The organism is Sulfuricurvum sp. (assembly GCF_023229695.1).
In the GTDB taxonomy this organism is placed as follows: domain Bacteria; phylum Campylobacterota; class Campylobacteria; order Campylobacterales; family Sulfurimonadaceae; genus Sulfuricurvum.
The window spans coordinates 25,896-47,746 of record NZ_JALNYS010000016.1 but is presented as its reverse complement, the minus strand read 5'-3'; the positions used below and the strand labels follow the sequence as shown (position 1 = coordinate 47,746).

Here is a 21,851-nt window from a genome sequence, read left to right as displayed (position 1 = left end):
GATTATATTTCGGATATAAAAACGTTTGGATACAATGTCCTTTTTAAAAAGGACGATGATAATGATAAAGAGAATTTTATTTCTCATGGCACCGCTTTGGCTGATGGGAGCTGATGTCAATTGGAGCGGTTCGTTTGCGGAGGCTCAAGCTCAGGCAAAAAAAGAGCATAAACCGTTAATGGTTTTGATTACGAGCGAACAGTGCCGCTGGTGTCGTAAATTTGAAGCGACAACCTTGCAAAACGATGATATTGCGACGCGGATCAATACCCATTTTATTGCCGTTCATGTGACCCGGGACAAAAGCATCTATCCGAGTACCTTAAATGCAAAAATGGTTCCCATGAGTTATTTTCTCAATGATGACGGCAAAATAATTTATAAAATCCCCGGATATTGGGGGACCGAAGATTATGATTCGGTTTTAGATGACGCGCTTCGGAAATATAAAAAATAGACTTCTTCCTTCATGAGGTACCGGCGGGTGCCTCTTTCCTCTACTTACTAACTGATGTTACGCATTTTCCGGGCGAAGCCCGTAAAGTGGCAGGGACTAGGGTCCCTACAACCCTCTAAAGCTTCCCGTATCTTTCGGATACGGGAGAGATAACCGATCTCTAATTGCACTTTTGAAATAAGTGCGTAAGGTCAGTAAGCTAATCGATTTATTTCCCCTCCGTTCATTGAGAAAATTCCCCATCCGGGCTAGAAATAGGGCTGTTTTTTGTTTTATATATTAGTAAATCGCTATGAATACTTGCATATTGAAAAAGTTTTCGGATACTATTCTATCAAAATATAAATGAACATATTATCATCTTTATCATTTTTATATCACATTTTGAATAAATGTGATTTTGATTTGTGATGAGCGTTCATAAAAATCATATACGGGGAATACGTTCATGAAAATTGCGGCCAATATTACGGAGTTGATCGGGAATACACCACTTGTACAACTAAAGTCGTCGGATAACGGTACGACTCTTTTCGGAAAATGTGAATTTATGAATCCATCCGGATCGATAAAAGATCGGATCGGGTGCAATATGATCCTCCGGGCATTGGAGAGGGGAGAAATTACGGAGGAGAGTGTCATTATCGAACCTACCAGCGGCAACACGGGGATAGCGTTAGCTTCCATTGCGGCAAACCTTGGGCTGAAGTTGATTTTGACGATGCCCAGCTCGATGAGCATGGAGCGGCGGAGACTTCTGGCAGCTTTGGGGGCACAAATCGTCTTGACTGAACCGGCCAAGGGGATGGCCGGAGCAGTAGAAAAAGCTTTGGAACTCTCCGCAAGTATACCCGGTGCGGTAGTACTTCAGCAGTTTGATAATGGTGACAATCCCGAAATTCACCGTACGACAACGGCGGAAGAGATTTGGAGAGATACCGACGGAAAGATCGATATTTTTGTAGCCGCGATCGGCACGGGGGGGACGATTACGGGGGTAGGGGAGATTTTAAAGCACTATAACCCCGCTATCGAAGTGATCGCGGTAGAACCGGACGCTTCTGCAGTTTTATCCGGCGAGGCCCCCGGAGCACATAAGATTCAAGGGATCGGAGCAGGGTTCGTCCCTCACGTGCTGAACCGGGATATTTACGACGAGATTATCCGAATCACCAATGACGAAGCGATCGAAACATCCCGAATGTTCGCAAAAACAGAGGGGCTTTTGGTCGGGATCTCTTCGGGGGCCAATGTCGCGGCGGCGCGAAAAATTGCGCAGCGTCCGCAGAACAGAGGGAAAACGATCGTAACGGTTTTGTGCGATACGGGAGAGCGCTATCTGAGTACGGAGCTTTATGAGTTCCCCTCCGATAGTGATTGAGAAAGTAGGACTATTATGGGGGAAAAACATTATCGGAGTGTTATCAAAACACTATCCTGGAGAACGGTTGGAACCATCGATACGATGATCATATCGTATTTTATTACCGGCAATCTGGTGATGGCCGTATCGATCGGATCGATCGAAGTGATTACCAAGATGGTTTTGTACTATTTTCATGAGCGTGCCTGGAATGCTACCAATTTTGGGCGGAGTAAAAGTCCCGAAAATGATTATCAAATTTAGGAGAAAAGGTGAAAGATTCTATTGAATTATTAAATATGTGGTTAGAAGATGTGCCGATTGAGAAAGTTTTGGGTTATTTTTTAAAAACATACGGCGGAAAAATTGGATTGGCTTCGAGTTTCGGTGCGGAAGATCAGGTATTGAGCGATCTGATTTTACGGACGGATCCGAACGCCAAAATTTTTACACTCGATACGGGAAGACTCCCCGAAGAGACCTATACGGTGATGGAGCAGACCAACCGCAAATACGGTATCAAAATTGATGTCTATTTTCCGAAAGATTCCGACGTTGAAGCGCTCTGTTACGCCCAGGGGATCAATGGGTTCAAAGAGAGCATTGAAAATCGGCAAGAGTGCTGCCGTATCCGTAAAATCGCTCCGCTGAAACGGGCGTTGGAACCTCTGGATGTCTGGATTACCGGATTGCGTCGGAGCCAGTCTCCGACACGCGAAACGATGCGTCTTGTCGAGTGGGACGAAGCAAACGGCCTGATGAAACTCAACCCGCTGATCGAATGGAGCGAAGAGAAGATATGGGATTATATTAAAAGCTACGAAATCCCCTATAACGCACTGCACGCGCAAGGGTATCCGAGTATCGGATGCGCACCGTGTACCCGTGCGATCGGCGAGGGGGAAGATCTTCGCGCCGGACGATGGTGGTGGGAGAACCCCGAACATAAAGAGTGCGGATTGCACCTGCGAGGAGGAAAATAATGGAACTTTTACTGGCAATTTTACGTCAAATATGCGGAGAGGATTGTTGGTCCGAGCGCGAAGATTTGGCGGATTGGGCTTTGTTTGTATGATAGTTAACACACTAATGAAAGGATTACTATGACGCAAGAACGTCGGACACACTTAAAAGTACTGGAAGCCGAAGCCATCCACATCATGCGCGAAGTCGTCGCGGAATTTGAGAATCCGGCGATGCTCTATTCGATCGGAAAGGACTCCTCGGTGATGCTCCATTTGGCGATCAAGGCATTTTATCCGGCAAAACTTCCGTTTCCGCTGCTTCACGTCGATACGACGTGGAAGTTTAGAGAGATGATCGAATTTCGAGATTCCCGTATCAAAGAGCTTGGGCTGACATTGCTGACCCATTCGAACCAAGAGGGGATCGACAAAGAGATCACCCCCTTCAGCCACGGGAGCGCCGTCTATACCGATATCATGAAAACCGAGGGGCTCAAACAGGCCTTGAATCATTATAAATTTGATGCGGTATTCGGCGGAGCACGGCGGGATGAGGAGAAAAGCCGATCGAAAGAGCGAATCTATTCGTTTCGGGACAAGAACCATCGATGGGATCCGAAGAACCAGCGTCCGGAGCTGTGGAATATTTACAACGGGCGGATTCACAAGGGGGAGAGTATCCGGGTGTTTCCTCTCTCCAACTGGACGGAACTCGATATTTGGCAGTATATTTATCTCGAAGGGATTCCCATCGTCCCCCTCTATTATTCCGCCCCTCGCCCGGTCATCGTGCGCGGAGGGACGCAAATTATGGTGGATGATGAGCGCTTTCCTCTCGAAGAAGGGGAAGTTCCGGTGATGAAGAATGTCCGGTTTCGGACATTGGGGTGCTATCCCCTCACCGGAGCGGTAGAGAGTGACGCTGCAACGCTGCCGGAGATTATTCAAGAGATGCTCCTGACCAAAACCAGCGAGCGCCAAGGACGCCTTATCGATGCCGATCAAGCCGGATCGATGGAGAAGAAAAAAATTGAGGGGTATTTTTAATGGCACATCAATCGGACCTGATAGCCGCTGATATCGAGAGCTATCTGCATGAGCAAGAGCATAAAGAGCTGTTGCGTTTTATTACCTGTGGCAGTGTGGATGACGGAAAGAGCACTCTGATCGGGAGATTGCTTCACGATTCAAAGATGATTTTTGAAGATCATCTGGAGAGTCTGACAAAAGAGAGCAAGCGCCACGGAACGACCGGCGATAAAATCGATTTGGCATTGCTCGTAGACGGGCTCCAAAGTGAACGGGAGCAGGGGATTACAATCGACGTAGCTTACCGTTACTTTTCGACCGACAAACGAAAATTTATTATTGCCGATACTCCGGGGCACGAGCAATACACGCGCAATATGGCGACAGGGGCATCGACGGCCGATCTGGCGATCATTTTGATCGATGCACGTTATGGCATCGAGACGCAGACGCGCCGCCATTCGTATATCGTCCGTCTTTTGGGGATACGCAATGTCATTGTTGCGATCAATAAAATGGATTTGGTCAATTTTGACCGCAAAGTGTTTGAAAAGATCGATGCGGAGTATCACGCCTTTGCCAATGAGATCGGGATTGAGACGATTTTGACCGTACCGATGTCAGCACTGGATGGGGATAACGTTGTAGCGCGGAGTGAGCGTACGCCGTGGTATAGCGGTGAGCCGCTGCTGGCCCTTTTGGAGGAGGTTCCCTTGTCGGCCCCCTCTGACGACGCACCGTTTCGGATGGTGGTCCAATACGTCAACCGGCCGAATCTCGATTTTAGAGGATTTGCGGGAACGATCCTCTCCGGAACCGTACGGGTAGGGGATCGGCTCGCCGTTTTTCCCTCTGCCAAAGAGGCAACGGTCAAATCGATTGTCACGTATGACGGCGATTTAGAATCGGCATCTACCGGGGAAGCGGTGACGCTGACCTTGAAGGAGGAGATTGATATTAGCCGAGGGAACGTTCTGATCAAAACCGGTGATACGGTGAATCAAAGTGATACGATCGAAGGGCATTTGGTTTGGATGGATGAGGAGAAATGTTCTCCCGGCAAAAGCTATCTGTTCAAAAGAGCGTCGACGCAGGTTAACGCCACGATCGATTCGATAGAGTATCGGGTCGATGTAAATACCCAAAAACGGCATACGGCGGAATCTTTGGGGCTCAACGACATCGGTTCGGTCCGTTTGATTTTAGGAGAATCGATCGCCTATGACAATTACGATACCAACAGGGAGATGGGTGGTTTTATCCTGATCGATAAAATCACCAACAACACCGTTGCGGCAGGGATGATTACCGGAAGTTCCCAATGCGATGTGTTAGAGGCAAGTGCGGCAGCGTCCCCTTTTGAGATAGAGCTTAACGCACTCATACGGCGTCATTTCCCCCATTGCAATGCCGCGATAATAACAGCAGGAGCTTGATAATGGCTACCGAATCAAAAGCTCAGCGTATTGAGCGGATCAAAGAGGAAAAAGACGGATTGGATGTTTTGCAAAACATTTTGGCGTATGCACAAAGCGGTGAAGCGGTTCATCCGGAAGATATCGACCGTTTCAAATGGTACGGTTTGTATACCCAGAACCGGAATCTGCAAGATCCCGAAGATGAGACCCTTTATTTTATGCTGCGGATTAAATTGGAATCGGGATATTTAAACACCGAGCAAGTGAGTGCTATCGGGAAAATCTCAAAAGAATTTGGACAAAACAGCGGCGATTTGACGACGCGGCAGGACATTCAGCTGCATTGGATCAAACTGAAGGATTTACCGGAAATTTTTGAGCGTTTGGATCGAGTCGGACTCAGCACCCTTCAAGCCGCAGGTGATTGTCCGCGTAATATCGTTAGTTGTCCGGTCAACGGAATCGACCACGATCAAATTGATGATGTACGGGATATTGTCAGTGCGCTCAACGATCTGTATCGGGGCAACCGGGAGTTTTCCAATCTTCCGCGAAAGTTTAAAGTGGCGGTAAGCGGGTGCAGTAAACATTGTATATCGCATGAGATCCAAGATCTCACCTTTACAGCGGTAAAACGTCCAAACGACGATGTGGTTTTTCTGGTAAGTGTCGGAGGGGGAATCGCAAGCAACCGGCGATTCGCGAATACCATCGGTTATGTCAATCGGAGTAATATCGTCAGAATCGCCGAAGCGGTCACTACTTTATACCGTGATTTCGGATGTCGCGATAATCGCTCAAAAGCGCGATTGGGCCATTTGGTTGAATTATGGGGTGTGCGTCGTTTTGTCAGTGAAGTTGAATATACGGCAGGGGTTAAACTGGAAAATTATGATACGGTTGAGTTCACCCCCTATCCGTATCGGAACCATTTCGGAATTTTTCCCGCTACGACAGAGGGGACATCTTTTATCGGATGTGCCGTTATGAGCGGCCGTATCAGCGGAGAGAATCTGATTCAGTTGGGAGAAATCCTAACACGTTACGGGGCCCATGGAATATCGCTTACAACAACGCAGAATCTGGTTGTCCAAGGTGTTTCGCAGATGAACGCGGATGCAATGGCCGAAACACTTGAGACACTGGGAATTTATTCTAATCCGAGTGCTTTTACGGGACGGACACAAGCCTGTACGGGGCTGGATTTTTGTAAATATGCCGTAAGTGAGACAAAAGATACCTCGCTTAAAGTGATTGACTACTTGAATAAACAGTTCCCCAAATTTCAAGAACCGATCAGTATCAGTATTAACGGATGCCCGAATTCTTGCGCACATCCCCAAATCGCCGATTTGGGTTTTGTCGGGGCAATGGTAAAGCAAGAAGAATTTAGGGTTAACGGCTTTGATATGTTGGTTGGAGGGTATCTGGAAGGGAACGAGAGCCGTTTTGCCCTTAAAACCAGAGTCAAAGTGACTCCTGATGAAATTGCACCGCTGATTACATCCCTGATTCGTGAATATGAAATAAGCTCAAATACCAATTTCGGAAAATTTTTATTGGAGAAATACCAACATGCATCACCTTTTTCGACCCCTTCTTGAAAAGAGGGATAAGCGAACGCAGATCCTTACCAATACGATAGGTATTCATAAAGAGTACTATTTTGACTATACCGCTTCAGGGCTTGCGTATGAGCCGATCGAAGAGAGAATCCGCACCGTACTGGAAACGTATGCCAATACCCATTCCAAAGAGGCGACAATGGCGGCCAGAACGGATCACTATTATCGTCAAGCCCGTGAACATCTCAAAAAACTTTTGGAACTTGATGATACTTTTGCACTGATACCCTGCGGAAGCGGAGCCACTGCCGCACTGAAGCGTTTGCAAGAGATATTGGGGCTTTATATTCCGCCGATGACACGTATCCGTTATGGGAATAATTTGAGTCAATCGAACAAACGTCCGTTGGTGATTGTCGGGCCGTACGAACACCACTCCAATGAGATCAGTTACCGAGAAGCGGTGTGCGATACGATTCGAATCGGATTGGATCGCAAAGGATTGGTTGATCTTGAAGAGCTTGAGACGATTTTACGGGAGAATGTAGGGAGAGAGATGATCGGTGCATTCTGTATCGCATCGAATGTGACGGGAACCATCACCCCATATGCCGAGATTTCAGCATTGTTGCGGCGGTATGGGGCTCTTGTCTGTTTCGATGCGGCAGCCTATTCACCTTATGGAAATATTGCATGCGAACTGTACGATGCAATGGTTTTTTCACCCCATAAATTGCTTGGCGGTCCGGGGTCATGCGGCTTGCTGGCGATACGAAAAAATTTGTTTGATATAGCCTCTCCCCCTACATTTTCGGGAGGTGGAACGGTTAGTTATGTCAGTAGAAAAAACCATTATTATATCCATGAAATTGAAGAGCGAGAAGATGCCGGAACTCCCGGTATTTTACAGCTGATTCGTGCGGCATTGGCCTACCAACTTCGAAATGAAATCGGGTTGGAATGGATCGCATTATCGAAAAAATCGTTCTATCGCCGTTTCATCCAGCGGCTCAAAACGGTTCCCGGAGCCGAATGTTACGGATGTAACGATACGGAAAATATCGGAATTGTCTCTTTTAATATCAAAGATGTCGATCCTTATGAATTGTGTAGCGTATTATCGGCTGAAGAGGGATTTCAAACACGTGCCGGATGTTCGTGTGCCGGTCCATACGGTCATGATTTGTTGGGTTTGTCGGATAACCAAAATTTAGAGGAGCGTCCGGGATGGCTCCGGGTGAGTCTCCATTTCACGCACAAAAACGAGACGATTGACAAATTAGTCGATGCTATCCAAAAATGGTCAAACCAATTGCGCAATCAGAGTATTGCCCGGTTCACAGAAGGGGCGCTTTAGATAAAAAACATGGCTTGACTGTTGATTTTTTCCCCTTCATCGAGCAGATCTTGCAAGGTGTCGCTGAAGAGTTCTTGTAACTGCTGCGTTTTCTTTTCCCACATCTTATTTAAGACGACATTGGAACCGTCTTGCAGAATACACAACCCCCCCTCCAGTGTGGTAAGAATACTATAGACGGAGATATCGGCAGGCGGCAGCATCAATTTGTAACCGCCGCCTGCACCTCGAATACTTTGGATAAGCCCCTCTTTGCGCAAGCTGGCAAGTATCTGTTCCAGATAGTTCGAAGGGATATCCGCTTTTTCCGCAATCTCCTGAATTTTGAGATGCCCTTGTTTATAATGACGTGCCAATTCATACATTGCAGCAAGGCCATATAAACCTTTGGTCGTAATTCCTGCCAAAATTTATCCTTTACTCTGCATATTCGGTGTGCAATATCGGCGGGAGAAAGCAATTACTAAAGGACATTTCTCCTCCATCGGGATGATAAACGGATAAACAACACGTACTAAAGAGTGTATTATGGTAAAATTGCCTCTTCAAGAATCTTATTTTTACCATCAAAGATTCAAGGGTTACCAAAGATATTTTCTAAGGTAATATATTATAGGAATAAAGGATTAATGATGCAATCAGTTCAAACACCAAACGCTCCGGCGGCAATCGGACCGTACTCGCAGGCAATGATTGCCAACGGGATGGTTTTTACTTCAGGTCAGATTGCCCTTAAGCCCTCAGGTGAAATGGTGGAAGGGGATGTTAGTGAACAATGCGTACAGGTACTCGCTAACCTTAAGGCCGTTTTAGAAGCGGCGGGCAGTTCGTTGGATAAAGTGATCAAAACGACCATTTTTTTAGATAATATGGACGATTTTAGTGCAGTTAATGCATTATATGCCGAAAGTTTCGGGAATCACAAGCCTGCACGCTCCACCGTAGCCGTCAAAACGTTACCGAAAAATGCACTTGTTGAGATAGATGCAATCGCTTTAATTTAAGCTTAAATATATTCACGCTATAATTCGCAACTTTTTGTAGCATTTAAAGAAGGACAACAGCAATGTACGCAATCATCAAAAACGGCGGTAAACAGTACAAAGTTCAAGAGGGTGATATCCTCTTGTTCGATAAAATGGGTCTAGATCCTAAAACAACCGTCGAAATCAAAGAAGTTCTTGCCGTGAATAACGGTGAACTAAAAGTAGGTACTCCATTCGTAGAGGGTGCTGTAGTGACGGCAGAAGTGATCAATGAAGGTCGTGACCGTAAAGTCGTGATTTACAAAAAACGTCGTCGTAAAGACAGTAAAGTTAAGCGTGGTTTCAGAAGAGACCATACACGTGTACGCATCACTAGTATTGCTGCGTAATTCACATTAGAATAGTAGGAGAATAAGATGGCTCATAAGAAAGGTCAGGGTAGTACACAGAATAACCGCGACTCAGCGGGACGTAGACTCGGTGTTAAAAAATACGGCGGAGAAGTTGTAAGAGCGGGTAATATTATTATCCGTCAACGCGGAACCAAAGTACATCCGGGTAAAAATATCGGCATGGGCAAAGACCACACGTTGTATGCGTTGGTTGACGGCGTTGTTGCGTTTGAACGCAAAGACAAAAAACGTAAACAAGTTTCTGTTATACCTGCTGCTTAATTTCTCGAAGATTTGATCGGGCACTCGCCCGATTTCAATTATATTCCCAACCTAAAATACTATTTTCTTAGTCGTGTACTTTTAAGACAGAAGTGCAGCTTTAAGGAAATAATCTATATACCTCGTGTGAGACAAAGTTGTAGTGCCGTTTCGGCCAGTATAGCCAAAGTGATTTGATCTCCTTGGCGTTTAAAATAATGTTAAGGAACATCAATGTTTAGTGATAGTGTAGAGATTACCGTTTCATCCGGAAAAGGGGGGCAGGGATGTGTTGCATTCCGACGGGAAAAATTTGTCCTTCAAGGCGGTCCTAACGGCGGCGACGGCGGAAGAGGGGGAGATGTCTATTTTAAAGTAGATAATAATACCCATACACTTGCCCATTTTCAGGGAAATAAAAATCTGAAGGCCGAAAAAGGACAGCCCGGAGGTGGCTCCAATATGGCCGGTAAATCGGGTAAACCTCTTTTTGTTACCGTTCCTCCAGGAACACAAGTCGTTGATGTTGAGACCGGAGAGATATTGCTTGATTTGCTTGAAGATGGTAAAGAGGTGTTGTTTCTAACCGGTGGAAGAGGAGGATTGGGGAATGTCCATTTTAAATCTTCTACTAATCAAAAGCCAATGTACGCACAACCGGGTGAACCGGCAGTGACCCGTGTGGTTCGATTGGATCTCAAGCTTATTGCCGATGTCGGTTTGGTCGGATTCCCGAATGTCGGAAAATCAACCCTGATCTCTACCGTTTCCAATGCTCGCCCTGAAGTGGCAAATTATGAATTTACAACACTCACCCCTAAGCTCGGTCAGATCAATATCGGTGAGCTTGATTCGTACATTATGGCCGATATCCCGGGAATTATCGGCGGTGCGGCCGAAGGAAAAGGGTTAGGACTGAAATTTCTCCGTCATATTGAGCGGACGAAAACCCTTTTGTTTATGATTGACCTCGCATCGTATCATGAACTCGAATATCAGTACGAAACACTGAAAAAAGAGCTTGCTGCCTTTTCACCGCTGCTGGCGGAACGCAATTATGCGGTTGCCCTCACCCGTGCCGATGCGATGACTCCGGAAGAAGCGGTTGAAAAAACGGAACAGTTTTTAAAGCTTCTTAATCTTGAACCGGTAATGAAAAGTCGATTCGGATTCAGTGAAGAGTATCCGATTTATGAACAGGAGAATTTTGAAAAACCTTTTTGTGACCGGAGTAAGCCTTATTTTGTTGCACCGATTTCATCGGCCATCAATCTTAATATCAAGCCGCTGACCTATGCGCTCTATCATATGGTTGTAACGGAGCGCTGATGAAGCGGGTAGTGGTTAAAGTCGGGAGTGCCGTACTGAGTGAGCAAAATCGGATCGCCAAAGACCGGATGCAAAATCTGGTCGATTTCATTGCTGAACTCAAAACAAAATACGAAGTGATCTTGGTCTCATCGGGCGCTGTAGCGGCCGGATACACCGAATTGAAACTCGATAAAAAAGTGCTTGCCAATAAACAGGCTCTCGCCTCTATCGGGCAGCCGATCCTGATGAATAAGTATCGTAAGATGTTCGAGCATCATAATATTCTCCCCTCTCAGGTATTGGTAACAGCAGCGAATTTCAATACGGCAGGGGAGTCTCAAAAAGCAAAAGACACCATTGAAACCCTTTTGCAGCACAATGTTATCCCTATTATCAATGAAAACGATGCAACGGCGACCGAAGAGCTTGTATTGGGTGATAATGATCAACTCTCCGCCTATGCGGCTTATCACTTCGGTGCAGATCTTTTAATCATCCTCTCCGACATCGATGCCTATTACAATAAGGATCCTCGTGTTCACAACGACGCAATCGTCCGTTCCCGAATTACCTGCATCGAGTCCGAAGAGCTTTCACGTGAAGTCACCCCAAACCATAGTTTTGCGACGGGCGGCATTGTTACCAAACTCAAAGCGGCCGATTTTTTGCTCAAACGGGGCGGCGCGATGTTTTTGGCAAGCGGATTTGATCTAAAAGATGCGAGAAGTTTTTTGATGGAGGGGAACCATATCGGCGGGAGCCTGTTTCAGACAAAGGAGGGGGGAGAATGACTCGGATCATTTTTATGGGGACACCCGATTATGCCGCCGCAATCTTGCAATCGTTGATTGCAGCTTCGGATATCGAGGTTGTTGCCGTTTATACTCAGCCGGACAAACCGGTCGGACGCAAAGCGGTATTGACACCTCCCCCTGTTAAAGTTCTTGCGCAAGAGGCGGGTATTCGTGTCCTCCAGCCTGCAAGGCTGCGCGACGAAGATGTTGTCGCCGAATTGTTGAGTATCCCTTGTGATCTGATTATCGTTGCGGCTTATGGACAAATATTGCCAAAGGCAATTTTGGAGTATACCCCGTGCGTGAATCTGCACGCATCCATTCTTCCTCAATACCGTGGAGCAAGCCCTATACAGCAAAGTTTGCTCCACAATGATTCCGAGAGCGGGGTTAGCGCCATGTGGATGGATGAAGGTTTGGATACCGGTGCCATTATACAAACGGTGAGAACAAAGATAGCTCCGGATGAAATGGCTACAACTCTGTATAAAAAATTAACGGATATAGCCGTTGATTTGACATTGGACGTCATTCGTAATTGGGACCGCTGCAGTGCACTTTCCCAAAATGATGAAGAAGCAACCCATTGTAAGAAAATTCTCAAAAGCGATGGATTGGTAACTTTTCAGAATGGACGAGAGATCTATAATTATTACCGGGCGTTTACTCCATGGCCGGGAATTCATTTAGAAAGCGGATTGAAAATCAAATCAATGCGATTGGAAGAGGAGAACTCTGCAGGAGAGGCGGGAATGATACGGAAAATTGATTCAGAAGGGGCCGTTATTCAATGTCTTAGCGGATCCTTGCGTCTTTTGCGTGTACAAGCACCTTCTAAACAAGAGACATCAATCCAGGAATATTTGAACGGAAAGCGTCTGGGCTGTGGAAATTATCTGGTTTGACACCCTTGCTTCTACCCAGAGTACATTGATAGAAGGGCTAAAACATAAAGTGTTTGCCGCCCCGGTGTGCATCGGAACATCGTTGCAGAGTGATGGCAGAGGATCTCGCGGGAATGGATGGATCGGTGAAGAGGGAAATCTTTTTATTTCCGTGGCATTACGTCGATCCGATTTACCCAACGATCTAAAGCTTGAATCGACCTCTATTTATTTGGCTTTTATTATGAAGGAGCTTCTTGCCTCTTTAGGATCAAATGTTTGGTTGAAATGGCCTAATGATTTCTATCTTGGAGAGAAAAAGATCGGAGGGGTTATTACCACTTTGGTCGGAGAAACCTTAGTATGCGGTATCGGCATTAACCTAGTATCGGCACCGGATCGGTTTTCCGTGATCGACATAGTTGTAGATTCACAAAAATTAACAGGATATTACGTTTCTCTCCTTTCGGAATTACCGTCATGGAAGCAGATTTTTAGTAAATACCAGTTAGAATTTGAATACAGCAGAGTTTTTTTTACCCACCACAATTATGAAAAAATTGCGTTAAAAGATGCCCTTTTATTAGAAGACGGATCTTTAGAATGTGATGGACAAAGGATATACAGTTTACGATGAGTGAAGTTATAGTTATTGCAAATCAAAAAGGGGGTGTGGGTAAAACCACGACCGCCGTCAATTTAGCCGCATCGTTAGCAGTAGCTGAGAAAAAAGTACTCTTGATCGATGCTGATCCGCAAGCCAATGCAACAACATCGCTTGGTTACCATCGTAATAATTATGAATTCAATATCTATCATGTTTTAATCGGTGCTAAAAAATTACGAGAAATTATTTTAAAAACATCATTGCCGAAACTTTTTTTAGCCCCTTCAAATATCGGTCTTGTCGGTGTAGAAAAAGAGTATTACGATGCGGGGAATTCCACGGGGCGCGAATTGATTCTTAAACGTTCCATTGCGCAGGTAAGAGAGGAATACGATTATATTATCATCGATTCTCCTCCTGCCCTTGGGCCGATGACGATTAATGCGCTGTCGGCTTCAAATTCGGTGATTATCCCGATTCAATGTGAATTTTTTGCATTGGAAGGTTTGGCACAGCTCCTGAATACGGTTAAGCTGGTACGAAAAACGATTAATCCTAAATTGACGATCAAAGGTTTTTTGCCGACGATGTACAGTGCACAAAACAACCTCTCAAGACAAGTTTTTGCCGATTTACGTCAACATTTTCAAGGAAAGTTGTTTAAATCGGGAGCTGATGATTACATTGTCATTCCGCGCAATGTTAAATTGGCGGAGGCACCGAGTTTTGGTAAACCGGCCATTTTGTATGATGTCAAATCAACGGGATCCATGGCGTATCAAGATCTAGCATACGCTATTATCGCATAAGGGAGTATCTGGATGGCAAAAGCATCTGCTCTTGGTCGCGGGTTAGGGGCATTACTCAGCGAGATTGAAGAAGCGTACGATAACGAGCTCCCTAAAAAGGGGGGGGTCGAAGAGATCCTCCTTACAAAAGTCCGCCCGAATCCTTATCAGCCGCGTAAACATTTTGACTCTGAATCGTTGGCAGAATTGTCAGAGTCCATTAAAGCGCACGGTCTTTTGCAACCGATTGTGGTGAAAGAAGATATTGACGGCTATGTTTTAATCGCCGGTGAACGGCGTTTACGAGCTAGTAAATTGGCGAAAACAAAAACGATTAAAGCAATTGTTGTATCGGTCAGCGATGAGCAAATGAGGGAACACGCGTTAATAGAAAATATTCAACGCGATGAACTTAATGCAATTGATCTGGCGCAAGCGTATCAGGAATTGATAGAGATCCATCAATTGACCCATGAGCAGCTTTCTCATACCGTACATAAAAGCCGTGCCCACATCACGAATACGTTACGTTTGCTTCAACTTTCCGAAAAAGGGCGAAAAGCTTTGATAGAGGGGAAAATCAGTGCCGGGCATGCAAAAGTGATTGTCGCTCTTGAGCCTAATGAGCAAACGTTAATGATCGATTCGATTATCGGTCAAAAATTAAGCGTCAGAGATGTTGAATTGATGGTAAAAAAAATCAAATCTCCTCTTTCTAGCCCCATAGAAGGAGAAGTATCCTCTGGAAGGCCTGATTTTTCAATCTTGCAAAAGCGTTTGAGTGAGCTTGGCTATAAAAGTAGCGTCAAAGGGCAGAAAATAACGATTGAATTTTCAGATGAGAGAGATATTGAATCATTTTTAATCGCACTTCATTAATATTTTCTACAGTTTAACTATCCCTTCAATTTATACATTGTATAATCACGTAACTTTTAGGAGGTGGTATGTTAGATATAAGTCCGATGCTGTTAGGCAGCACACTGATTGTCTTCCTTGTCCTTATTGCCGTTCTAAACAGTTTGCTTTACAATCCTCTTTTCAATTATATGGAAAAACGTGATGCGGATATTAAAAAAGATCTCGAATTGGTTGGAAACAACGATGCCGAGATTGCCGCATTTCACGCCAAATCTGAAAAGATTATCAGTGATGCAAAACTGGAGGCGGCGGCATTAAGAGAAAAAGTTATTGCTGAGGCTAAAGCAGCAGCAAATAGCAGAATTGAAGCCAAGCGTGCTGAAATGGCACTAGAGTATACTAAGTTTGAAGACGCACTGTCTGAAGAGCGTACACGGTTGAAATCGGGTCTTCTTAACGAAGTACCTGCTTTCCAAGCGGCTGTCTCAGCAAAATTAAGTCAAATTTGAGGGATGCAATGAGTAAAATAATTATTACTTTATTAATGCTCGGCGCTTATCTATTTGGATCAGATGCTGGGGCAGAAGGGTGTTCGGATATTGTTCAGCGAACCGTCAACTTCCTGATTTTTGCCGGAATTTTGGTTTATGTTTTGGCAGAACCGGTAAAAAATTATTTTTCCGGTAGAAGTGCGGGAATTGCGAGCGAGCTTGAAAGAGTTCAAGAGCGTCTACGCGAGTCAAAGCGTCTTAAGGATGCAGCTGAACACAAGATTGATGAAGCGATGCGATTTGCTAATGAATTGAGTGAACTTTCAAAGAAAGAGAACAAGATATTATCCGATAAGATTAGCGCGCAGTGCGATCAAGATCTTGTAGTGATTCAAAAGCAAAGTAATGCGCTGATGGAACTTGAGAAGCGTAAAATGATACGTGAAACGGTAACGGAAGTGATGAACGATGTGATGAATAGCGGCAACAGTGTTGTTGGACAAGAGGCTATGACCGAAATCTTGAAAAAGAAGGTGGCTTAATTATGGAAAACGCACTGATTGCCAAACGTTATATAAAGCCATTGATAGAGTTGACGAAGCAAGAAGATCTCGATAATTTGTCTGAATTATTGAACGCTGTCGCAGCTGCATATCAAGATAATAAATTTATCACCATTATGTGCAGTAACGATGTGAGCAAAGAGACAAAAACCTCTTTGGTGTTGGATATGGTAGCTCCGGCCGACAGTACAGTTGCTAACAACCTTGTTAAATTAATGGCCGAAAATGGCCGATTGAATCTTTTACCCGTTTTGGCACACGAATTGAGACGTGAAATTTCGCGTATCAAGCGCCTTTACAAAGGGCGTGTCTATTGCAATAGTGTAATCGACAAGGGTTCTATCGATGCTATTGCGCATGACCTTGGAAAAAAAGTAGGCGCAACTATCTCTTTGGAGTTTGTTGCGTCAAGCTTTGAAGGGGTTCGTGTTGAAGTCGATGATCTCAACATAGAGATTAATTTTTCAAAAAACCGCCTTAACGCTCAATTAATTGAGCATATTTTAAAAGCAATTTAACCCTCGCGAAAGGAGAAAGTAGTGGTAGCAAAAGTACAAGCAGACGAAATCAGTTCAATCATCAAAGAACGAATTGAGAATTTCGAACTTAATGTAGATATTAATGAAACCGGAAAAATCGTCTCATATGGAGATGGAATCGCCAAAGTATATGGCTTGAACAATGTTATGGCCGGTGAGATGGTTGAATTTGACGACGGCAGCCGCGGTCTTGTAATGAATCTTGAGGAGAGCAGCGTCGGTGTTGTTATTCTTGGTAAAGGTAAAGATCTTCGTGAAGGGATGAGCGTTAAACGTCTTGGTCAGCTCTTACGTGTCCCGGTCGGTAAAGCGCTTCTCGGACGTGTCGTCAACTCACTGGGTGAACCGATCGACGGTAAAGGGCCGATTGAAACAACGGAACTTCGTTTTGTTGAAGAAAAAGCTCCCGGTATCATGGCGCGTAAATCGGTTCATGAACCAATGGCTACCGGTATCAAAGCGATTGATGCCCTTGTGCCGATCGGAAGAGGTCAGCGTGAATTGATCATCGGTGACCGCCAAACCGGTAAAACAACCGTTGCTCTTGATACGATCATTAACCAAAAAGGGAACGGTGTCGTTTGTATCTATGTAGCTGTCGGTCAAAAAGAATCGACGGTTGCACAAGTGATCCGCCGTCTTGAAGAAGCAGGTGCATTGGAATATACGATTGTCGTTTCTGCACCGGCTTCTGAAGCGGCTGCCCTCCAGTTTCTTGCTCCGTATACCGGTGTAACGATGGCGGAATATTTCCGTGACAATGCCGGCCATGGCTTGATCATTTATGATGATCTTTCCAAGCATGCGGTGGCATACCGTGAAATGTCACTCATCCTACGCCGTCCTCCGGGCCGTGAAGCGTATCCGGGTGACGTTTTCTATCTACACTCCCGTTTGCTAGAGCGTGCAGCGAAATTGAACGACGAATTGGGTGCAGGTTCATTGACGGCACTTCCAATTATCGAAACGCAAGCGGGTGACGTTGCGGCATATATCCCTACCAACGTAATTTCGATTACAGACGGTCAGATTTTCTTGGAAACCGATTTGTTCAACTCCGGCATCCGTCCGGCGATCAACGTCGGTCTTTCCGTATCACGTGTCGGCGGTGCCGCACAAATCAAAGCAACGAAACAAGTTGCGGGAACATTGCGTCTTGACCTTGCCCAATACCGTGAGCTTCAGGCGTTTGCACAGTTTGCTTCTGATTTGGATGAAGTAAGCCGTAAGCAGCTTGAGCGTGGTCAACGTATGGTGGAAGTGTTGAAACAACCTCCGTATTCACCGCTTTCAGCTGAGAAACAAGCGTTGATCATTTTCGCAGGTAACGAAGGTTTCCTCGATGATATGGCTGCTTCTAATGTTGTAAAATTCGAAGCGGACCTTTACCCGTTCGTAGAAGCATCGTATCCACAAATTTTTGAAAGCATTGCTAAGTCATCAAAAATTGATGATGATACGATGGCGATGATGAAAAAAGCACTCGAAGAGTTTAAATCTACTTTCGTTGCTGAATAAGGATCTTTATGGCTAACTTGAAAGAGATTCAACGACAGATCAAGAGCGTCTCGAATACGCAGAAAACTACACGGGCAATGAAGCTGGTCTCAACGGCCAAGCTTCGCCGTGCAGAAGAGCTTGCAAAACGCTCTCGTCTGTTTGCTCAAAAAACGAATCAAGTAATAGCTGAAATCGCAGGACGTATTCAATGCAATAAAGTTGGCGGAATTGTTAATCGCTGTTTTATTGAAAATGATACCCCTGAAATGATCGATATTATTTTTGTAACGGCTGATAAAGGTTTGTGTGGCGGTTTTAACATGCAAACGATTAAAGCCGTTAAGCGTTTGATAAACGAGTACAAAAATAAAAATGTCAAAATCCGTATCCGCGGTATCGGTAAGAAAGGGATTGAGTTTTTTAACTACAATCAAGTAGAGATGCTTGATGAAGTTAAAAATTTAAGCTCTGCACCCGATATGCAACGTGCAGCCGAATTTATGACCCGATCAATTAATGATTTCAAAGAAGGTATCGTCGATGCCGTTTATATTGTTTACAACGGTTATAAAAACGTCATTACCCAAGAGTTGCATGTGAATCGAATTTTACCGGCAAATATCGGTGATTATGATTGTGAAGCGACTAAAAATACAACTCTTGAACTTGAAGCTCAAGATGAAGAGAAAATGCTCGATTCATTGGTTACGAAATACGCTGAATACAATATGTATTACGCATTGATCGATTCTGTTGCAGCTGAACACAGCGCGCGTATGCAAGCAATGGATGCGGCAACCAACAATGCAAAAGAGATGGTCAGATCGCTAAAAGTGTCGTTTAACAAAGCACGACAAGAGGCGATTACGACGGAGTTAATCGAGATTATCAGCGGCGTCGAGTCGATGAAATAATTATGGAGGAAAGAATGATTGGTAAAATTGCTCAAGTAATTGGTCCGGTTGTTGACGTTGATTTCGAAGGATATTTGCCTACAGTCAACGAAGCGATCGAAGTAAATGTAACTGTGGAAGGGACTACAACCCGTTTGGTTTTAGAAGTAGCTTCCCATCTTGGTAACGGTCGTGTTCGTACGATCGCTATGGATATGTCTGAAGGGCTTGTTCGCGGTATGGCAGCACATGCTACCGGCGCTCCGATCAAAGTTCCGGTTGGGGAAAAAGTTCTTGGACGTATCTTTAATGTTATCGGTGAAACCATCGATGGCGGCGATCAAGTGACCGATTGTGATACATGGTCAATTCACCGTGATCCTCCTCCACTTGTTGACCAAAGTACTAAAACAGAGATGTTTGAAACCGGTATCAAGGTTGTTGACCTTTTGGCTCCGTATGCAAAAGGGGGTAAAGTCGGTCTATTCGGTGGTGCCGGTGTCGGTAAAACCGTTATTATCATGGAATTGATTCACAACGTTGCACACGGGCATGACGGTCTTTCTGTTTTCGCCGGTGTCGGTGAGCGTACTCGTGAGGGGAATGACCTTTACCACGAGATGAAAGAATCCAGCGTTTTGGACAAAGTAGCACTGTGCTACGGTCAAATGTCTGAACCGCCGGGAGCACGTAACCGTATCGCTCTTACCGGTCTTACCATGGCGGAATATTTCCGTGATGAGAAAGGGCTTGACGTATTGATGTTCATCGATAACATCTTCCGTTTTGCACAATCAGGATCTGAGATGTCAGCACTTCTTGGACGTATCCCATCAGCCGTTGGTTACCAACCGACTTTGGCGCGTGAGATGGGTGCACTTCAAGACCGTATTACATCAACCAAAAAAGGTTCAATCACATCGGTTCAAGCGGTATACGTACCTGCGGACGACTTGACGGATCCGGCTCCGGCGTCTGTATTTGCTCACTTGGATGCGACAACGGTTCTTAACCGTAAAATCGCTGAAAAAGGGATCTATCCTGCGGTTGATCCATTGGATTCAACGTCACGCTTGCTTGATCCGCAAATCATCGGCGAAGAGCATTACAATGTTGCTCGCGGTGTACAAAAAACACTTCAAAAATACAAAGATTTGCAAGATATTATTGCGATTCTCGGTATGGATGAATTGTCAGAAGAAGATAAATCTGTGGTTGAGCGTGCACGTAAAATCGAGAAATTCCTTTCTCAGCCGTTCTTCGTTGCAGAGGTATTTACCGGTTCTCCGGGGAAATATGTTTCTCTTGAAAATACCATTAAAGGATTCAAAGGAATTCTTTCAGGTGAATACGATCATTTACCGGAAGGTGCCTTCTACATGGTCGGTGATATGAACGAGGCGATTGAGAAAGCTGCTAAAATGAAAAGCAAGTAATTGCTTCTCGCCTTAAAGGAAATAGTATGGAAACACTCCAATTAGAAGTGCTAACACCGAGCGGTCCGATTTATAACGGACCGGCCAAAAGTGTCACATTGCCGGGTGAAGAGGGGGAATTCGGTGTTCTTCCTGAACACGTTGCACTGACTACTTTACTTCAAGCCGGTGTCGTCGATATTCAAAAAGAGAACGGTGTGATTGAATCGATTGTCGTTAATTGGGGCGTTGTCCAAATTAGCGGTAATAACGTTGTCGTTTTGGTTGACGGTGCCGTTGCGATTCGTGGCGAAAATGAGGGGGATATTGCGCGATCAATTGCTGAAGCGCAATCTCTTATCAAAAGTATTGCTGATTCAAATGCCATGTTGGCAACCGTTTCAGCCCGTATAGAATCTGCTGCACATAACTTATTATAATGATCGAAGCATTTGCCGATTTTTACGCGAAAAGCCATCCGGTAACACTTGGTGTGTTACTGGTCCTCTCTTTTTATTTTATTGCAATCAACTGGATTTTTTATTACCGTTTGTTTTCCCTAAATCAATGGATAACGCAAGAAAACCAGTCTTTGGAATCGATCCTTATGGGTACTTCCCGTCTCTCTGATCATGCCTATCTGAGTCATTTTTTGAAATCTTCAGCATCGCTTTCTAAAGAGCTTTTTGATTTGGCCCTCTATGCAGCGACGAAGGAAGCGACAAAAGGGCTTATGTTTCTCTCTGTAGTCGCCTCTACCACACCTTTTATCGGTCTTTTCGGAACGGTAGTATCCATTTTAGGGACCTTTAAACATATCGGTCAGGCAAGCAGTACCATGAGTATTATTGCGGGGGGGGTATCGGATGCCCTTGTTGCAACCGCATCGGGAATTTTTGTCGCAATTTTTGCTTATACCTATCATCAGGTACTAAAACGAAAGTCTTATGAACTCTCCGGCTTGATCCGAATGCAAAGTGATGCGTTGTTGTCTCGAGGAGTTTAACGGATGTTTGACTGGGATGAGAAGCCGGAGTTAAATATTACGCCACTCGTTGACGTGATGCTTGTGCTTTTGGCTATTTTGATGGTTATTTCACCCAATATTGTTTACGAAGAGTTGATCCACCTGCCAAAAGGGTCTACCCAAAATGAGATTTCAAAGATTCCCCCGGTCCATATAAAAGTGATGAAAGAGGGGAGTGTCAAAGTTAACGAACGTTCATTTGATCTTAAGACGTTTAATGATAATTTTAATCTTTACGCGCAAACACTCAACCATGATGCCGCAGTTTTAATTAGTGCCGATCAATCACTCGATTATGGTAAAGTTATGGCAATTTTAGGAGCTGTAAAGCAAGCAGGATTTAAAGAAGTTTCTCTCGCTACTAATGGCTAAACAAATTTTAGAG

General features: G+C 44.8%; 27 protein-coding genes. 26 read left to right on the top strand and 1 reads right to left on the bottom strand.

Annotated elements, in window-relative coordinates; all coding sequences use genetic code 11:
• Positions 1–61 precede the first annotated feature (61 nt).
• The 8 genes from M0P91_RS11805 to M0P91_RS11770 all read left to right on the top strand — a co-directional run bounded on the left by M0P91_RS11805 (position 62) and on the right by M0P91_RS11770 (position 8,154).
• Positions 62–457: a DUF255 domain-containing protein gene (locus tag M0P91_RS11805; protein WP_295067603.1), complete on the top strand. Its 396-nt coding sequence runs from the start codon at positions 62–64 to the stop codon at positions 455–457.
• Between the two features lie 448 nt (positions 458–905).
• A complete protein-coding gene (gene cysK, locus M0P91_RS11800; RefSeq protein WP_295067601.1) occupies positions 906–1,838 on the top strand; it encodes a cysteine synthase A in 933 nt (310 codons plus the stop codon).
• 15 nt (positions 1,839–1,853) lie between these two features.
• Positions 1,854–2,084, top strand: coding sequence for a DUF2061 domain-containing protein (locus tag M0P91_RS11795; RefSeq protein WP_295067598.1), 231 nt, complete (start codon positions 1,854–1,856; stop codon positions 2,082–2,084).
• Between the two features lie 8 nt (positions 2,085–2,092).
• The gene (locus M0P91_RS11790; RefSeq protein WP_295067595.1) at positions 2,093–2,803 is read left to right on the top strand and encodes a phosphoadenylyl-sulfate reductase; all 711 of its coding nucleotides are present in this window, start codon (positions 2,093–2,095) and stop codon (positions 2,801–2,803) included.
• Between the two features lie 120 nt (positions 2,804–2,923).
• A complete protein-coding gene (gene cysD / locus M0P91_RS11785; protein ID WP_295067592.1) occupies positions 2,924–3,832 on the top strand; it encodes a sulfate adenylyltransferase subunit CysD in 909 nt (302 codons plus the stop codon).
• Positions 3,832–5,250: a sulfate adenylyltransferase subunit CysN gene (gene cysN / locus M0P91_RS11780; protein ID WP_295067589.1), complete on the top strand. Its 1,419-nt coding sequence runs from the start codon at positions 3,832–3,834 to the stop codon at positions 5,248–5,250. Before cysD ends, cysN begins: the two co-directional genes overlap by 1 nt.
• Positions 5,251–5,252: 2 nt before the next feature.
• Positions 5,253–6,836: a nitrite/sulfite reductase gene (locus M0P91_RS11775; RefSeq protein ID WP_295067586.1), complete on the top strand. Its 1,584-nt coding sequence runs from the start codon at positions 5,253–5,255 to the stop codon at positions 6,834–6,836.
• Positions 6,808–8,154: an aminotransferase class V-fold PLP-dependent enzyme gene (locus M0P91_RS11770; protein ID WP_295067583.1), complete on the top strand. Its 1,347-nt coding sequence runs from the start codon at positions 6,808–6,810 to the stop codon at positions 8,152–8,154. Before M0P91_RS11775 ends, M0P91_RS11770 begins: the two co-directional genes overlap by 29 nt.
• On the opposite strand, the gene M0P91_RS11765 is transcribed toward M0P91_RS11770, so the two are convergent.
• A complete protein-coding gene (locus M0P91_RS11765; RefSeq protein ID WP_295067580.1) occupies positions 8,151–8,561 on the bottom strand; it encodes an Rrf2 family transcriptional regulator in 411 nt (136 codons plus the stop codon). The two genes, M0P91_RS11770 and M0P91_RS11765, sit on opposite strands and share 4 nt — an antisense overlap.
• 225 nt (positions 8,562–8,786) lie before the next feature.
• Between M0P91_RS11765 and M0P91_RS11760 the strand changes: the two genes are divergently transcribed.
• The 18 genes from M0P91_RS11760 to M0P91_RS11675 all read left to right on the top strand — a co-directional run bounded on the left by M0P91_RS11760 (position 8,787) and on the right by M0P91_RS11675 (position 21,838).
• Positions 8,787–9,158: a RidA family protein gene (locus tag M0P91_RS11760; RefSeq protein ID WP_295067577.1), complete on the top strand. Its 372-nt coding sequence runs from the start codon at positions 8,787–8,789 to the stop codon at positions 9,156–9,158.
• A 62-nt stretch (positions 9,159–9,220) separates the two neighbouring features.
• A complete protein-coding gene (gene rplU / locus M0P91_RS11755) occupies positions 9,221–9,529 on the top strand; it encodes a 50S ribosomal protein L21 (protein WP_295067574.1) in 309 nt (102 codons plus the stop codon).
• Positions 9,530–9,556: 27 nt separating this feature from the next.
• Positions 9,557–9,814 (top strand): 50S ribosomal protein L27, encoded by a 258-nt coding sequence (gene rpmA, locus M0P91_RS11750; protein ID WP_295067571.1) that lies wholly within the window; start codon positions 9,557–9,559, stop codon positions 9,812–9,814.
• A gap of 213 nt (positions 9,815–10,027) precedes the next feature.
• Complete coding sequence (gene obgE / locus M0P91_RS11745) at positions 10,028–11,122, top strand: GTPase ObgE (RefSeq protein ID WP_295067568.1); 1,095 nt, start codon at positions 10,028–10,030, stop codon at positions 11,120–11,122.
• A complete protein-coding gene (proB, locus tag M0P91_RS11740; RefSeq protein WP_295067565.1) occupies positions 11,122–11,895 on the top strand; it encodes a glutamate 5-kinase in 774 nt (257 codons plus the stop codon). The genes obgE and proB overlap by 1 nt, the downstream gene beginning before the upstream one ends.
• On the top strand, positions 11,892–12,803 hold the full coding sequence (fmt, locus tag M0P91_RS11735) for a methionyl-tRNA formyltransferase (protein ID WP_295067562.1): 912 nt from the start codon (positions 11,892–11,894) through the stop codon (positions 12,801–12,803). Before proB ends, fmt begins: the two co-directional genes overlap by 4 nt.
• Complete coding sequence (locus M0P91_RS11730; RefSeq protein ID WP_295067559.1) at positions 12,784–13,419, top strand: biotin--[acetyl-CoA-carboxylase] ligase; 636 nt, start codon at positions 12,784–12,786, stop codon at positions 13,417–13,419. The genes fmt and M0P91_RS11730 overlap by 20 nt, the downstream gene beginning before the upstream one ends.
• Entirely contained in the window at positions 13,416–14,198 is a 783-nt protein-coding gene (locus M0P91_RS11725) for an AAA family ATPase (protein WP_295067556.1), read from the top strand. The genes M0P91_RS11730 and M0P91_RS11725 overlap by 4 nt, the downstream gene beginning before the upstream one ends.
• Before the next feature lie 12 nt (positions 14,199–14,210).
• On the top strand, positions 14,211–15,056 hold the full coding sequence (locus tag M0P91_RS11720; RefSeq protein WP_295067553.1) for a ParB/RepB/Spo0J family partition protein: 846 nt from the start codon (positions 14,211–14,213) through the stop codon (positions 15,054–15,056).
• A 68-nt stretch (positions 15,057–15,124) separates the two neighbouring features.
• A complete protein-coding gene (locus tag M0P91_RS11715) occupies positions 15,125–15,547 on the top strand; it encodes a F0F1 ATP synthase subunit B' (RefSeq protein WP_295067550.1) in 423 nt (140 codons plus the stop codon).
• Between the two features lie 8 nt (positions 15,548–15,555).
• Positions 15,556–16,071 (top strand): F0F1 ATP synthase subunit B, encoded by a 516-nt coding sequence (locus M0P91_RS11710; RefSeq protein WP_295067549.1) that lies wholly within the window; start codon positions 15,556–15,558, stop codon positions 16,069–16,071.
• 2 nt (positions 16,072–16,073) lie between these two features.
• Positions 16,074–16,610 (top strand): F0F1 ATP synthase subunit delta, encoded by a 537-nt coding sequence (locus tag M0P91_RS11705; RefSeq protein ID WP_295067546.1) that lies wholly within the window; start codon positions 16,074–16,076, stop codon positions 16,608–16,610.
• A 21-nt stretch (positions 16,611–16,631) separates the two neighbouring features.
• Positions 16,632–18,149: a F0F1 ATP synthase subunit alpha gene (gene atpA, locus M0P91_RS11700; RefSeq protein WP_295067544.1), complete on the top strand. Its 1,518-nt coding sequence runs from the start codon at positions 16,632–16,634 to the stop codon at positions 18,147–18,149.
• A gap of 8 nt (positions 18,150–18,157) precedes the next feature.
• The gene (atpG, locus tag M0P91_RS11695) at positions 18,158–19,045 is read left to right on the top strand and encodes an ATP synthase F1 subunit gamma (protein WP_295067541.1); all 888 of its coding nucleotides are present in this window, start codon (positions 18,158–18,160) and stop codon (positions 19,043–19,045) included.
• A 14-nt stretch (positions 19,046–19,059) separates the two neighbouring features.
• Complete coding sequence (atpD, locus tag M0P91_RS11690; protein WP_295067539.1) at positions 19,060–20,460, top strand: F0F1 ATP synthase subunit beta; 1,401 nt, start codon at positions 19,060–19,062, stop codon at positions 20,458–20,460.
• Positions 20,461–20,486: 26 nt separating this feature from the next.
• Entirely contained in the window at positions 20,487–20,879 is a 393-nt protein-coding gene (gene atpC / locus M0P91_RS11685; RefSeq protein ID WP_295067537.1) for an ATP synthase F1 subunit epsilon, read from the top strand.
• Complete coding sequence (locus M0P91_RS11680; RefSeq protein WP_295067535.1) at positions 20,879–21,445, top strand: MotA/TolQ/ExbB proton channel family protein; 567 nt, start codon at positions 20,879–20,881, stop codon at positions 21,443–21,445. Before atpC ends, M0P91_RS11680 begins: the two co-directional genes overlap by 1 nt.
• 3 nt (positions 21,446–21,448) lie before the next feature.
• A complete protein-coding gene (locus tag M0P91_RS11675) occupies positions 21,449–21,838 on the top strand; it encodes a biopolymer transporter ExbD (protein WP_295067533.1) in 390 nt (129 codons plus the stop codon).
• The last annotated feature ends 13 nt before the right edge of the window (positions 21,839–21,851 follow it).